Annotated in this window: 12 protein-coding genes; 3 read left to right on the top strand and 9 right to left on the bottom strand. The window is 33.2% G+C overall.

Annotation, left to right across the window (positions count from 1 at the left end):
- The first annotated feature begins 57 nt into the window (after window positions 1-57).
- Window positions 58-1,224: a hypothetical protein gene (locus ACE01P_RS17960; RefSeq protein ID WP_379700268.1), complete on the top strand. Its 1,167-nt coding sequence runs from the start codon at window positions 58-60 to the stop codon at window positions 1,222-1,224.
- 38 nt (window positions 1,225-1,262) lie between these two features.
- Here the strand turns inward: ACE01P_RS17960 and ACE01P_RS17965 are convergent, their stop codons facing one another.
- Both ACE01P_RS17965 and ACE01P_RS17970 read right to left on the bottom strand, forming a co-directional pair.
- Entirely contained in the window at window positions 1,263-1,697 is a 435-nt protein-coding gene (locus ACE01P_RS17965; RefSeq protein WP_379700269.1) for a DUF6526 family protein, read from the bottom strand.
- 300 nt (window positions 1,698-1,997) lie between these two features.
- Window positions 1,998-2,483, bottom strand: coding sequence for a DNA-deoxyinosine glycosylase (locus ACE01P_RS17970; RefSeq protein ID WP_379700271.1), 486 nt, complete (start codon window positions 2,481-2,483; stop codon window positions 1,998-2,000).
- Between the two features lie 171 nt (window positions 2,484-2,654).
- Here ACE01P_RS17970 and ACE01P_RS17975 point away from each other — a divergent pair, with 171 nt between their 5' ends.
- Both ACE01P_RS17975 and ACE01P_RS17980 read left to right on the top strand, forming a co-directional pair.
- Window positions 2,655-3,680 carry a helix-turn-helix domain-containing protein gene (locus ACE01P_RS17975; protein ID WP_379700272.1) on the top strand — a complete coding sequence of 342 codons (1,026 nt, stop codon included), beginning with the start codon at window positions 2,655-2,657 and terminating at the stop codon, window positions 3,678-3,680.
- Between the two features lie 256 nt (window positions 3,681-3,936).
- The gene (locus tag ACE01P_RS17980) at window positions 3,937-4,890 is read left to right on the top strand and encodes a GNAT family N-acetyltransferase (RefSeq protein WP_379700273.1); all 954 of its coding nucleotides are present in this window, start codon (window positions 3,937-3,939) and stop codon (window positions 4,888-4,890) included.
- 96 nt (window positions 4,891-4,986) lie between these two features.
- Here ACE01P_RS17980 and ACE01P_RS17985 read toward each other — a convergent pair whose 3' ends face one another.
- From ACE01P_RS17985 to ACE01P_RS18015, 7 genes are all read right to left on the bottom strand, one after another.
- The gene (locus ACE01P_RS17985) at window positions 4,987-6,186 is read right to left on the bottom strand and encodes an NAD(P)/FAD-dependent oxidoreductase (RefSeq protein ID WP_379700274.1); all 1,200 of its coding nucleotides are present in this window, start codon (window positions 6,184-6,186) and stop codon (window positions 4,987-4,989) included.
- Window positions 6,187-6,266: 80 nt separating this feature from the next.
- A complete protein-coding gene (locus ACE01P_RS17990; RefSeq protein WP_379700275.1) occupies window positions 6,267-9,089 on the bottom strand; it encodes an AsmA family protein in 2,823 nt (940 codons plus the stop codon).
- A 144-nt stretch (window positions 9,090-9,233) separates the two neighbouring features.
- The gene (locus ACE01P_RS17995) at window positions 9,234-10,070 is read right to left on the bottom strand and encodes an MlaD family protein (protein WP_379700276.1); all 837 of its coding nucleotides are present in this window, start codon (window positions 10,068-10,070) and stop codon (window positions 9,234-9,236) included.
- Window positions 10,071-10,092: 22 nt separating this feature from the next.
- Window positions 10,093-10,869 (bottom strand): ABC transporter ATP-binding protein, encoded by a 777-nt coding sequence (locus tag ACE01P_RS18000; RefSeq protein ID WP_379700323.1) that lies wholly within the window; start codon window positions 10,867-10,869, stop codon window positions 10,093-10,095.
- 4 nt (window positions 10,870-10,873) lie between these two features.
- Window positions 10,874-11,632 (bottom strand): MlaE family ABC transporter permease, encoded by a 759-nt coding sequence (locus tag ACE01P_RS18005; RefSeq protein ID WP_379700278.1) that lies wholly within the window; start codon window positions 11,630-11,632, stop codon window positions 10,874-10,876.
- Between the two features lie 263 nt (window positions 11,633-11,895).
- Window positions 11,896-14,166 (bottom strand): glycosyltransferase, encoded by a 2,271-nt coding sequence (locus ACE01P_RS18010; protein ID WP_379700280.1) that lies wholly within the window; start codon window positions 14,164-14,166, stop codon window positions 11,896-11,898.
- The gene (locus ACE01P_RS18015; RefSeq protein WP_379700281.1) at window positions 14,147-15,205 is read right to left on the bottom strand and encodes a pesticidal protein Cry7Aa; all 1,059 of its coding nucleotides are present in this window, start codon (window positions 15,203-15,205) and stop codon (window positions 14,147-14,149) included. Before ACE01P_RS18015 ends, ACE01P_RS18010 begins: the two co-directional genes overlap by 20 nt.
- Window positions 15,206-15,320: the final 115 nt, after the last annotated feature.

The raw sequence follows: 15,320 nt of genomic DNA on the forward strand, positions 1-15,320 counted from the left end.
CCTCAAAAAGACTTAGCATCTTATAAGCTTAGTAACTCAGAACCTTAAAAAAAAGCCATGAATAAAACTCTAAAGCGTTATTTTGTAAAATCTGTTATTGTATTAGCCATAATTCACTTAATATACTTTTTGTATGGTTATTTCACTTTTCAAGGACTAAAAAATATCGATAACCGCACTGAGTTTTATCGATTTAAATTTTACGATGACGTTTCGATTTCGCACTTTTTTGTGAGTGGTTTATTTTTGTTTTTCTTTCTTATTTTTTTGATTCGAAATCATTCTAGAGAAAATTACAAAGGAAGAAATCTGCTTAAAATTAGTGGTTGCTTGTTGTTTATTTCATTTCTGACTTTTTCATTTTTTGTCAGCTACAGTTTCGGAATGAATGCCAAGCTGAAATCAGAATTGTCAGAAAATGATTTTAATAATGACAAAAAACTGCTTAATGTTTTAAATCCGTTTTTGTATGCATATACTTCTTATACTTCGGAGAAATTGTTCAATTATGAAAACATTTTATACCCAAAACCTTATCCTGTAATCAAGGAAGTAGATACAATTGTACCAGGCGAATTTCCTATTACAGAAACCAATTATTATAGTATTGATACCATAAGAGCTTTAACGAGTACTTTTGATAAAACGACAAGTAAGGCAGACAGTATCTTTGATATAATTGGTTTTGATAAAGAAGAATTGCACAAAAGAGTAATCTCAAAAAGGATTGTAGGCGATAGTACAGAAATTATTTTTAAGAGCGTTTCTGTGCGTCCAGAACATGATGAAGATATTTGCATTTTCGTAGAAAACAAATCTTTATTTAAGCCTATTCACGGAGATTCAATTGAGAAACAGCAATATAACGTCGCTGTAGATCGCTATAAATTGCTTTACAATGCTAAGAAAGATTCGTTAACGTATACTTTTCAAAAATTAGATACACTTTTACGAAAATTCAATATAGAAACAAGACTGGTTCCGAAAGAGTTGTCTAAAGATGTATATCATTACAGAGATAATCATGACGAACCGCTCAATGCAATCAGAAATGTTTTCGATAGAAAAACTTTAGTAGAAAAATTTACGGCTTTAGATAGATTATTCTACAATCCAAATTACCTGCATCCAAATATTATTGGAATTTATTTCGCTGTAATTTTTTCAGTTTGGATCATTTTGTTTTTGTTTTATCTTCTTTTCAATAAGAAAAAGGCTCAATAACAATGTCAATTATTAATTGATTTTGACATTGGAATTTACTAAACTCTATGATAATCTGCTTTCCAGTGCACGATTGCTTTTTTGATTGCGTCGCCGGTTAAGCTATTTTTTAAAGCATCTTCAACAAGCGGAACCAATTCATCGTCTGGCGCGAAGCGTAATGCAAATATTTGATCGTCTGTGAGTTTGTATTCAAATTCCTCGAATCTTTTGCCTGTTAGGGTAAAATAGCGGTAACGCATTTCTAGGCGTACAATTCTATTTTGAAGTGTTAATGCATAATGTTGGCGCAACATGTAGGCCAATGCAAAAAGAAATACAAAAGCCACACTGATAAATCCCCATATTAAACGATCTTCAGTTGTAACGGCCAAATAAATACTGCCAATTAGGAACAAAATTAGAACAGGATAATATATAAAATGGTGTGGAATATAAAATCTTATATGATTGCGATATGTCTGAATTTTCATGTTTTCGTGTTTAAGTGGTGGCCTATAAAAACAAAACTACTCTATATTTCTATAGAGTAGCTTTTTCCCAAAAATAAACTAACATAACCAATGTTCTCTTTATAGACTAAACCTTTTACAGTTTGCTTTGTAAATTTTAATAAGAAGAAAGCCTTTTCATTTCGTTCATCAAACCTGCACTATGGCTTATTTTTCTTAATTGTAAAATTAGATTGAGAGCAGCTGTTTTTTGTTATACTTTAAACGGAAAAAGTTACATGATTCCAATATTTGCATTTTAATTATATAAAATGCAACTCTTTATAATAAGGTTTTAATGATATTCCATTCATTCAATTTATCTTGAAAAGTCTTGCCTGCATTGGCCGGACTTGTTGATGGAAGTGTGAAAGTTTTGTATTCTTTTGTCAAGTGAACATACTTTTTGAAAAATGCCGCTGCTTTTTGCCCATTAAAAAGAATGCTTTCAATTTGTGGGTGAGTTTCTAAGAAAGCTTCAAAGTCATTTGCGATTTCGTTTTTAATGGCGCTGTCCAGACTTCCGACACGATCGCAAAATTGTAAGACATCCCACAAGGCGATATTATTTTCAATTAATAAATTTTTTCGCACTTCATAATCATTAGAAAAATCTTTCCCTAGAATTTGAAACATAAACTTCCAAAAGTTATTCTGATTGTGACCATAATATTGATTGAGTTCTAAAGATTTTGTTCCAGGCATGGTGCCTAAAATGAGAATCTTAGAATTTGGCGAACTAATAGGAGCAAACGAAAAACTTTTCATACTTATTTATTAAATGAATTATGATGTACGTTAAAATAAACATTTATAAGGAATTATAAAACAAAACCAAAAAATTATATAACATTCTTGGCGGGTCTTTAAACGAACTTTGGGTTTCAGATTTTTTTAAAATAATCTGTTAGCAAATTATAATTTTAAATCCGGCGAACCATGAAAATAGTTACTATAAATACAGAGAAAACTCAAAATATATTTGATGAACTTCAGACTAGTTTTGGCGGAAAAGTGACTTTTGATTTAGACGAATATGCACTTGAAGTAGAAAGTAGTTTTGCTGAAGGTTCTATTATAGGAGCTTCGTTTAACGATAATATTTCCTATGTTCAGTTTGATATGACATTTTCTGAAGATGTCAGATTGGATTTTCTAAACGTAAAATCGTCACCTATTTATTTTGCTTATTGTTCTAAAGGAAATCTTTCGCATAGTTTTGGATTGAATGGAGAAGAGCGAAAACTGAAAACCTTTCAGACAGCAATTGTAACTTCTAAAGAAAATCAGGATAATGTTTTATTTTTTGAAAAAGGAAAGAAAACAAAACTGACTTTAATTATCGTCGGGACTCAGATTGATGCAACAAATCAAGCGCATTCATTAAACCAACAGGTAAAAGATACTTTTTTTGAAAATAATCTAGTGACAGATTTCTTCTATATTGGTTCGTATAATTTGCAGATTGCAGAAAAAATAGAACAGCTTAACTCTATTACACAAACCGGAATTGTTAGAAATTTGCTGAAAGAAGGAATTATGAGAATTATTCTTGCAATGGAAATTCAACAGCATTCTGATGATTTACACGCTTTCGCGAATGAATCAAACGGACTGACTTTAAGAGAAATGGAAGAAATAAAAGAACTTTCAGAATTTATAAAAACAAGTCCAGAAGAAGCTTTTTCGATTAAATCTCTAAGCAAGAAATCTGGATTATCTCCAAACAAACTTCAAGAAGGCTTCAAGATGATTCACAATCGTACAGTCAACGATTACATCACACACATGCGTGTTTTAAAAGCCGAAATCTTAATTAGAACATCAGATTTAAACATTTCAGAAATAGTGTATTGCATTGGTTTTACTAGCAGAAGCTATTTCTCTAAAATATTCAAACAAAAATTCAACTGCAGCCCGAAAGAATATAAGTTTAATTTGAATTCTTTGGCTATTACTGCGTGATAGAGGTACAAAGGTTCAAAGAAACCAAAGGGACAAAGATTTAACTTGATGTTCACTAAAGAAAACACCGTTTTTTATTTAAAGTCGTTAGCTCTAAAGCATAATATATAAAAGTTGCAAAGGTTCAAAGCAACAGAGTTTCAAAGTTAAAAACTTTGTTCCTTTGTACCACTGAACCTTTGCACCTAAAAAAAAACTTTTGCCAAAAAGTTTTTTTTAAATACATTTGCATAACTAGTTATATAATTAATTATTTATGGAATTTTTTGATAAAGTTGGAAAAGCAGCCCTTGGAAGCCGTTTACGTTTAATGACCGCTATTGTTACTGATGATGCTTCTAGAATTTATGAATTATACGGTGTTGACTTTGTACCCAAATGGTTTCCCGTTTTTTACACGCTGGCTGAAGAACGTGAAATTACGATTACAGAAATCGCAAATGAAATCGGACATTCTCAGCCTTCTGTGAGTAAAATTATTCAAGAAATGATAAGCGCAGGCTTGGTTCAGGAAAGCGAAAAAACAGATGATAAACGCAAAAATAATGTCGTTTTAACCGAAAAAGGAATTGCAATTTCTCAGATTGTAAAACAACAATTAAAAGATATTGATGTTGCAATTGAAGGTATAATTTCTGAAGCGAAACATAATTTGTGGGCAGCGCTTGAAGAATGGGAATTTCTGTTGGAGCAAAAATCATTGATTAAAAGAGTGAGCGAACAGAAAAAACAAAGGGAAAGTAAAGATGTAGAAATCGTAGAATATACTCCGAAATATCATGATGCGTTTAAAGCTTTAAATGTCGAATGGATTTCAACTTATTTTGAAATGGAAGAAGCCGATTATAAAGCATTAGATAATCCAGAAGATTATATTTTGAAAAAAGGAGGGAAAATTCTCGTTGCATTATATGAAAATGAACCGGTTGGTGTTTGCGCACTAATCAAAATGAACAATTCAGATTATGATTTTGAGATGGCAAAAATGGCAGTTTCACCAAAAGCACAAGGGAAAAATATTGGCTGGTTGTTAGGAAAAGCAATAGTGAATTCGGCTAAAGAAATGGGAGCAAAGAAAATATATTTAGAAAGCAATACCATTTTAAAACCGGCAATAAATCTTTACTATAAATTAGGTTTTGAAAAAGTTTTCGGACTTGAAACTCCTTATAAACGTTGTAATATTCAGATGGAGTTGGTTATTTCTTAAGAGGTAAAAGAAGCAAAGGTTCAAAGGAACAAAGTTTTAAAACCTTTGTCACTTTGAACCTTTGCCACTTTGTCCCTGAAAAAAAGCGAAGCTTTTTTATCGTCCAAATCTGTAATAATCTAAATCTGTATTTTTTTTATTGTTTAAAGAATCCAAGATAGAATTCATTCCGATTACGCTGAAAGTGATTCCGTTTCCTCCGAAACCAAGGATATAATGCTCATTTTTCCTCGGATTTGGTTTTCCGAAGTAGGGAAGTCCGTCTTTGGTTTCTCCAAAAGTACCAGCCCACGAATAATCGATTTTAAAGTTTAATCCAGGGAATCTTTTAAAGAATTGTTTTAAAAGATAAACTTCTTTTTTAGGAAGCAATTTATCGCGTTTTGAAGTGTCTTTAAAATCTTCGTCGCCACCGCCCATTATAATTCGATTATCTTCTGTAGTTCGAATATAATGATAAGGCGATGCGGTATCCCAAAAAATAGTATTTTTAAAATTCTCAGGAAGATCAGCCTGACTTTCAGACGCTATAACGTAAGTACTTTTTAAATCAACTACTTTTTCTTTTAGCGTTTCTGTGCTTTCGTAACCTGTACAATGTATAATATGATCAGCCGTGATAACATGTTTAGAATCGGTAGTGGCGATAATTTTACCTTTTTGATGCTGAATTGAAGCGATATTAGTTCGGTCAAAAATCTGCATTCCTTTTTCATGGCAATGAAACAAAAGATCACTTGCCAGCTTAAAAGGATCCATAACCGCAGCAGTTTTAGATTCTACGCCTGCAATTGCATTCAATCCCATTTTCTGCAATTCTGATCTGCTCAGCCAGCTGATTTCAAAACCATGCTGTTTTCTGGCTTTGAATTCATTTTTCAAATAAGGAACATCTTTTTTTAGAGTAGTGAAATAAACGCTTTTTTTAAACTCAAACCCGCAATCGCAGCCGACAGTATCAATTATATTTCGAAGATCAAAAATGGCTTTTTTTCCGTTTTGATAACTGTCTATGGCACATCTAGCGCCACGAAGTTTAATGAGTTGATGCAAAGGAACATCAATTTCATATTGCAATAAAGCTGTACTGGCAGAAGTGCTTCCGCCACAGACATCTCGACGGTCTACAAGTACGATTTTTTTTCCTTCGTTTAATAATTTATACGCTGTTAAAGCTCCTGTTATTCCTCCACCGATAATTAAAATATCAGTGTTAATATCAGAATCTGTTGAAGGATAGCTTTGTTTTATGGCGTTTTTTAAAGGCCAATAGGTTTCAGTAGAGCTCAATTTCATTTTTTGGTTATTTTTTAGAGGTATTTTGGTGTTGTGTTTTTTCTGTTTTTTCGTCTATATACTTGTTTTAGAATTTATTATTATTTGGTTTTCTTTTTGCTAACTTTTTCTTCTCGAATCACTTTGTTGTGTTTTTCATCATAAACAGCAGGATTAATTTCTTGTCCCGTTTTACTGAATATTTTAATTTTTGGAGCTTCGTGTGTTCCGGTAATTACAATCGGAAAACCAATAATTCCGAAGAGCGGAAGACCTAAACGCATTCTAAGATCCAAAAGTCCATCAAAGCTTGTAGTTCCTTTAATGGTTGGCCTAAAACTGGCAACACTAAAGGTAAATGGCTCAATATTTATAAGATTCTTATCTATGGTCGATTTGATTTCAATTCCTTTCATATCAGGATTATTCAAACCGTTTTGTCCTGTTTTAGAACTAATTCCATCAAAAAGTTTGAGGCCTTTAATTTTTACATCACGTAAATTAATCGTTCCGCCACCTTGTATCGATTCATAAATTGGCCCCATATTTCCGTTCAAATCTCCTTTTACTTTGTAGTCTACAGAGATTATTCCATGTGCTTTTTCAGCAGCGGTAACCATATCATGAAATATCGGAATTTCTTTGTATGCTCTTTGAACATCAAAATCTTTTGCTGTAAAGTGCGCATCAAAATGTGCCGAGGTTGGAGATTCGTCCTTGTACAGTGCATTAACTCCTAAAATACAGTCAATAATATTAAAGGTAATGTTTTCTAAGTAAAATCCTTCTTTTTTTATTCCTATTTTTCCATTCAATTTGTTAAATACCAATTTGTTGTATTCAATTTTGTCTGCGCTGGCATCTAAATTGACATTTAGGTTTTTCGGAATAATAACTACACCGCTCATTTTTGGATGATCTTCTTTGGCATATTCAACTTCGATGTTTCGATCTTTATTTTCGCCTTCTTCAAGCGCCATAAATTCGTCAACATTAATCAGTTTTGATTTTAGGTTGAAATTTCCGCTCAAAGTTCCTTTCGATTCTAAGAAATAATTAATCGTATTCAGCAGATAACCATTAATATCAAAATCTGATTTTCCGTACGAAGCATTGAATTTCTCAAACCACATTTTCTCGTTTTGAAAACGGAAATTTCCTTGTTTGATAAAGAACGCTTTCGGAAACAATTCTGAAGTTGCTTTAATATTTTTTAGGATTAATGTTCCTTTATTATCCAGTTTATCATATTGTCCAGTTGTCGCGTAACTCTGTTTTCCTTTTAAAGAAAGATCGGCTTTGGCATAACCCGTTAAATCAAGGCCTTTTTGAGAGAAAACTTGATATATTCTACCAACATTCAGCTCGCCTTTAATTTTGGCATTATAAGCCAAATCGCTAAAATCAGATAAAGTGGCATTTACATAAACTGGATTTCCTTCAAAAACAAAAGAAGCCGGAGCAACCGCAACTATCAAATCCTGATACGTTCCAGCCTTATTAAGCATATTTGCCACAAAAGTGATATTGGTAATCGGATTTGGATAATACTTTGTTTTAAGCCATCCATTTCGAAGTGAGATACCACCAATAGTTTTTGGAAATAATTTTTTAGAAGTGCTAAAAAGTCCGCGCGCTTGAATGTCGGTTTTTAAAATTCCTTTCAAATCGATATTTTCTAAGCCTAGCGCGGCATCAACAACAGCAAGGTCCAAAGCGCCTTTCACGCTTGCATTAATCGACATTTCGCTTAGACCTTTGCTGTGCAGATATGCAGTAAAATAATCTTTTTCGCCAACTTTAAATTTCATCGTTCTCAAATTGACCAATAACTGTTCGGTGTCCAAAGACGGAAGCAAGGCATTCAAATCCATTTGAAAATCGGTTAAAGGGACGGGCGCATTTTTATAATTTACCGAACCTTCATTAATTTTTAAATTGAAAGCCAAGTTTGGTTTTTGCTTTTTCTGAACGTTATAATCTCCTTTAAAACTCAGCAATAAGTCACTTCTTCCAGAGATTTCTGTTTTTTCTAGCCAAGTCAAATATTCAGGAGGCATTACAGAAAGCAAATCTTTTACCGTTGTATTTTCTGAAGCGGCTTTAATATTGATTTTATATCCGTCTCGTAAAATGCTGAAAATGCCAGTAAATTTTAAAGGCAGTTTATTGATATGAAGTTCATTTTTTTGAAGAATAAAAGTAAGGGCGTGCGTATTGATTCGAGTAATTAAATCGGCACTAACTTTTTTTCGTCTCAAATAACCTGTTCGATCATAATAGAAATCCAAATTATCGATTTTGGCATCGGTTGCAAGGTCAAAAATATCTTCGCTAAGATTACCTTTTCCGACATAATTGAAACCTTTTGCATCAATCAGAATCTTTGCAGAACGGTCGTTATATTTTACGTGGCAATTTTTTAAATCAATACGTTCCAATCGAATTGCTGTTCCTTCTTCTGGAGCATTTGGATCTTCTTTTTCGTCTTTTCTATCTTCTGGAGCAACGTAAATATTATAATTCGCCTGACCTTTTTCATTCACCATAACATTAATTAGAGCATCAGAAACATATAGTTTGTTGATTTTAACTTCGTTATCAAAAAGCAATCTTTTTATATCGATTCCAAAAGCAACCTGATCGGCTTTAAGCAAAGTATCGTTGCTGAAAGGTTTAGAACCCGTTAAAGACAATTCGTCAAGCGAAACTGTTAATGAAGGAAAATGCGTAAAAAAGGAAAGCTTAGATTTCGTAAAATCAAGTTTGGTATCCAATCTTTCGTTCGCAATTTTCTTTACTTCAGAAGCAATTTTTCCAGGAAAAAGCAACGGAATAATAAACAACAAAAACAAAATTACCGCAATCGTAATTCCAGTAATTTTTAAAACTTTAAAGGCGGTATGTTTGAATGAACTAGGCATATACTTTTATAATTGTGAATTGTAAACTGTAAATTGTGAGTTGTCTTCCTGAGCGAAGTCGAAGGACACGCACTATATGAATTTAGCATGCTGTCCTTCGACTTCGTTCAGGAGAACATGAAAAGAGGATTGGAATTTGTCTTTTTATTTTTTCTCAGTTTCAGCTTTTTTAGCTTCTTCCTGTTTTTGCTTTTCTTCTTTCTCTTTCTGTTCTTTCTCCTTTTTTTCTTTAGCGGCTTTTTCCTTTTCTTCTTCTTGCTTCTCTTTCGCTTCTTCTTTTTTCTCTTTGGCTTCTTCTACTTTTTTAGCTTTTTCTTTCTCTTTTTTCTTGTAATAACCTCTCAAAAGGAAATTGCTTTTTGCGGCTTCCATATTATCGCTAAATCCTTTTGTTCCAGATTCAAGATTTTCAAGCGTATTCGAAACGCTGTTGGCCATTTTATCGTCTTTAACCAATCTTGCTAAAGCTCCGTTTCCGTTGTTCATGCTATGGCTGAAAATGGCTATTTCGTCTGAAATCACGCCAATATTATCCACGCTTTTCTTCACGCTTTTCATGATGTCGTGCATTTCAATTCCGTCAACAGAAGCAATTTGTCCGTTGTCTTCAATTTCTTTTTGAGATTTTGCACCTGGAGAAATTGTCAAAACTTTGTCGCCCATCAAACCATCAGAACCAATACTGGCTGTGGCATCGGTTTTAATGAATTTTCGAACTTCTTCTTTCATAACCAAAACAACCCTTACAGTCGAGTCATTTTTTAACTGAATTTGTTCTACAGTTCCGACATTAATTCCAGAAAAACGAACATTATTTCCGACTTCTAAACCGCTTACCGTTTTAAATTGAGAACTAATATGAAAGGTAGAACCAAAAAGATTCTGCTGTTTTCCAATAAAATATACTGCCATTATAAAAAGCAGCAAACCTATTGTTACGAACATTCCTAGTTTCCAAGTATATCCAGATTCCTTTTCCATGATTTCTATTATTTATTTTGCTTTATTCAAAAAATGAGCGTACCAATTCGTCTTCGTCTTTTTCTAATTCTTCGTATGTCCCTTCGGCGTGAATTACACCATCTTTTAAAACTACAATTCGATCGGCAGTCATTTTTGCACAGGCCATATCGTGAGTAATAATGATCGAAGAAGTTTTTTGTTTGTGTTTAATGTCTAAAATCAATTCGCTGATTTCTCTCGATGTAATCGTGTCTAAACCAGTTGTCGGTTCATCGTATAAAATGATTTCTGGTTTTAAGATTAAAGTTCTGGCTAGACCAATTCTTTTTTTCATCCCGCCCGAAAGTTCAGAAGGCATTTTGTCTACTGCTTCTGCTAAACCTACATTTTCTAATGCTTCCATTACTTCACTTTCCACTTCTTCAGGACTTAAATCGCGTTTGTGTTTGGTTAAAGTAAAAGCGAGATTTTCTCTAACGGACATCGAATCGTAAAGTGCTCCACTTTGGAACAAAAATCCAATTCGGACTCTAATTTCATTCAGCTCGCTTTTTGAGATATTTAGAACGTTTTCATCAAAAACTTTAATTTCGCCTTTGTCGGGTTCAATCAATCCAACAATACATTTTATAGTTACCGATTTTCCTGATCCTGATCGTCCTAAAACCACTAAATCTTCACCTTTATTCAAAGTGAGATTTACACCTTTTAAAACGGCATTATCTTTTCCAAAAGTTTTATGAAGATCTTTAATCTCGATAATCGGAGTTTTATCTTTCTCTTTTGTTTTGGGTTCTTTATGTAGTTTTTCCTTCATCATCTTAAAAGAATAAATCGGTTATTTGAACAGCGACCATGTCTATAATAAAAATGCTTAACGAAGCCGTTACAACAGCAGAATTGGCAGCTTGCCCCACACTTTCTGTTCCGTTTGATGCATTAAAACCTTTATAACAGCCAATCATTCCGATAAAAAATCCAAAAAAGAATGTTTTTAGCGTTGCAGGAAGCAGATCTAAATATTCTAAGGATTGAATGATTTGTGTTAAAAACCGATAAAAATTGACATCTCCGTGAATGTTTATTCCAACGTATCCGCCAATGATTCCGACTGCATCAGCAAAAAAAACTAAAATAGGAACCATCAATGTGCAGGCTAAAACTCTCGTGACAACCAAATAGTTATACGGATTTACGGCTGAAACTTCCATGGCATCAATCTGTTCCGTTACTTTCATCGATCCTAATTCGGCTCCAATTCCTGACGAAATTTTTCCTGCGCAGATCAAAGCTGTAATTACTGGAGCGATTTCTCTTATCAGCGAAAGAGCCACCATTCCAGGAAGCCAAGATTCTGCACCAAATTTTACTAATGTCGGACGTGACTGCAACGTAAGCACCAGTCCCATAATGAAACCCGTAATAGCAACCAAAGGCAGAGATTTATATCCTATAACATAACATTGTTTTAGAAACTCTTTGGTCTCGTAAGGTGGAATAAAAACCTCCTTAAAAAACCTTTTGGCGAATATTGTAGTTTCTCCAATTTCGGCGAATGTATTTTTAATATCGAGAATCAAAATTGTTTGTTTTAATGTGAATGATATAAAATGAAAATTTCAATGATATAAAGACCATTATTTTTCTATATGAAAATTACTTTTTTTATGAATAAAAAATCTTACACAACTTTTTTTGAAGTTTATATAATTTTCATCGTAGTCAGCACAATAAAAAATCAAAAGCGACGTTAGGAGATGTCTAAAAACAAAAAATCCCTTTTAGGTAAAAGGGATTTTCCGGGTTTAAAAAAGTGAAGTATTTGGTTAGCTTCAATTTTATTTTAAGAATTTATAGCGATTCCGCTTCGGGATTTTATTAATGGAATGACACGCGATTGTGACATGGCTAATTTCTCCATTAATAATCTTGCGGTCAAGTAACAAACTGTCGATTCTGCACCTTGATTTAAGTTCACATTGTGTTTTTCAAGTCCGTCGTAACCGCCTCCGCTTACCGGATTGTACATAATTTGATTTAAATGATTTTTGCCTAAAAACCAATTAAAGGCTGCTTTCATTTTCTTTTTATAGTCTGAAGTTTTAAAAGCATTATAAAAAGCATTTAAAGTCTGAATTGTATACGTTACATCAATTGGCTGTTCACCGTATTGACTTGGTTCTGAACCTTTATGATGCCAACTCTGATTTGAAATGGCTTTGAAATTTCCGTTGATGAATGTTTTCGAAATCAAGAAATCTAAAGAATCCAAAGCTACTTTTTTGTAAACCGGTTTATTGGTAATTAAATAAGCATAAAGCATTGATTCTGGAAGAATTCCGTTTCCATAAGTCAGATAATTTTCAAACCATTGCCAATCTTCTGTTGCTGTATCTTCGTAATTTGCCAAAAGTTTAGCATTCAGTTTATTGATGATTGCCGCAACATATAAATTCGGAATTGTAGAATGGTACAAATACAAACCTTTTGTAGCAAAACCAATTGAACGTGGCGATTGAATCGTTTCTGTCCATTTTAAAGAATTCAATAAACATTTTGTTGCTTTTTTGGTAATCGCTTCAGGAAGAATATCAGACATAGAAACTACAGTTCCTAAAGCCCAAATGGCTCTTGCATTAGAATCTTCTAAATTAACTTCAGCATTTTGTTCTACGTGCTCGCGATTTTCCTGATCGACGTAATTGATAAAGTCTCCTTTTGGCTTTTGACATCTTTGAATAAAATCTAAATAGATTAAGATATAAGCCAAATCGTCTTTGTCTTGAGTTTGTTTGTAATGCATGCAGAACGCAATTAAAGCTCTTGCATTATCGTCTAAAGTATATCCTGAATCTAAATCTGGAATAGAAATTTTACTGAATTGAATAATTCCTAATTCGGTTGTTAGTTTTTTGATATGTTTTAACTGAATAGGAGGATAGCTGTATTTGATTTCTGATGGATTTTTGATCAGATTTTTATAAGCATTCATTTGCGTGATTCCGACATTTTCCCATGAAGAAGCTCTCATTTTAGTAAATGAATTGATTCCCATTTCGTTTCTCAAATTTTCATCTTCGATCAATTTAATCGCTGCCGCAGCAAATTGATCTGGATTTCCGATATCACATAAAATTCCAGAATCTGGAGTTAAAACTTCTTTGGTGTGCGGAATTTTAGACGCCACAATCGGACAAGCGCAACTCATCGCGTAAGCAAAAGTGCCACTCACAGCTTGATTCGGGTCTTTAGAAGTAAACATATAAATATCTGTTGCTTTCAGATATTCTAAAAGCTCATCTGTATCTAAATATTGATTGATAAAGCGAACATTGTTTTCAAGATTTAATTCTTTAACCAAGCCTTCCAATTTATCGCGATATGCATCAACTCCGTCTTTAATTAAGTTCGGATGCGTTTTGCCAATAATTAAATACAAAGCATTTGGCGCTTTTTCTACAATTTTTGGCAAAGCCTGTAAACCTGTTTCTATATTTTTACCTTCACCCAAAAGTCCGAAAGTAGATAAAACTAATCTGTCTTGAATATTTAATTTTTGTTTTGCCTGTTCTGGAGTTTCATAGATCACAATGTGAGTTCCATGAGGCACGCAAGTAATTATTTCTTCATTGATGTCGTAGTCGTTAATTAGAATTTCTTTTGATTTATTAGTCATTACAAAAACCGAATTACTGTAGCTTAACAGCAGTTTTACGAATGTTCTCAATTCGTCATTCGGATTCGGAATTACGCTATGAAAAGTAAACGTAACTGGCGCTTTAATAACATTTAAAAAGTCTAAAAGATGATCTCCGTAATTTCCTGAAAACAAACCAAATTCATGTTGAATATGAACTAATTTTACCGTTTCATCCTGATTAATTTCCTCAGCGACTTTAGCGTACTCTTCTCGGTTTTTTGTGTTTAAGGTATATGCTTGTGTTGGTTGGTCTTTGGGTTTATCAACAAGTTCACAAATTTCGCATTTGATAGATTTACCGTAAACATCTGTGATTCCTTTGATGGTATCTTGAGTATAGGTTGCTATGCCGCATTGCGTAGGCGGAAAAGTAGATAAAAAAACGATTTTCGATTTATTTGATATTGTTTTCATGAGGATTCATTTTTAGCTCGGTTAATAACTCGTTAAGGTTCAGAGATGCCACCGCAATCTTATCATCGGCAGCGCCATAATAAATATATAGTTGGTCATCAAAAATGGCTGTTCCTGTTGGGAAAACCACGTAATTGACATAACCATGTCTTTCATAATATTCTGAAGGAGTAATAATCGGTTTTGGCAGTCGTGCAATCACTTTTGAAGGATTTTCTAAATCCAATAAAACAGCGGCAGCATGGTAGACTAAACCTTTTTCTCTTCTTTCAGCAGCATGATAAATTAAAAGCCAGCCGTCTGCTGTTTCTATTGGCGGGGCTCCTGGACCAATGTGACTTGTTTCGTGATCATATTTTGGTTCCATTACAATATGATCAGGAAGATTTTTTAAGTAATCTTTCCAAAAATCTTCTGTCAGTTCTGATTTCTTTTCAAACGAAAAAATCTGTATTGATGGAAATAAGCGATGCAGAGCAACAAACTTTCCATTGATTTTTTTCGGAAAAAGAACTACGTTTTTATCCCAAACAAACAGATTCTCTTTTATAGTTTCCGTCAGCGGATAATTTCTTTCGGTATTAAAAGCCAAAATCTTAGCGATACTCGGATTCTGTAAATGCTTTCGAACTAGATTCGTAAATTCGTTAAGCATGAATTTTGGCGTAACAATTCCTTTTTTCTTAAAAACTTTTAAATCTTTTGAAACTGCTAATGCAGCGCAGGCGTTAATTCCGTCATAAGTAACGTAGGTCATGTAAAACCTATCGTCAATTTTGGTAATTCTCGGATCTTCTACACCATGAATTTCATAGATATAATCAGGAACAAAAATCGGTTGTGTATTTCTTTCAACTAAAGTGGTTGGTCCTTCAAAACGACAGTAACCAATGGTCGAAAAGTTTCCTTTTTTTGCTGCTCTGTAAAACATGTGAACAGTATTTCCGTCTTGATAAATGGCAGGATTTAAAACACCTAATTCCTCAAAAGGGCGATCTGTTTTTTCTAAAATGACACCATGTTTTTGAGCTTCTTTCATTATGGTAAAAAATTTTATCTAAAATTACTTTAGTATAGAAGCGACAATTAATCCAATCGATCAAAAAATTAACTCAAAAGCTTAAACATGGTAATTCTGTAAGGCTTGCAAATAA

The organism is Flavobacterium sp. HJSW_4 (genome assembly GCF_042436695.1).
Classification (GTDB): Bacteria; Bacteroidota; Bacteroidia; order Flavobacteriales; family Flavobacteriaceae; genus Flavobacterium.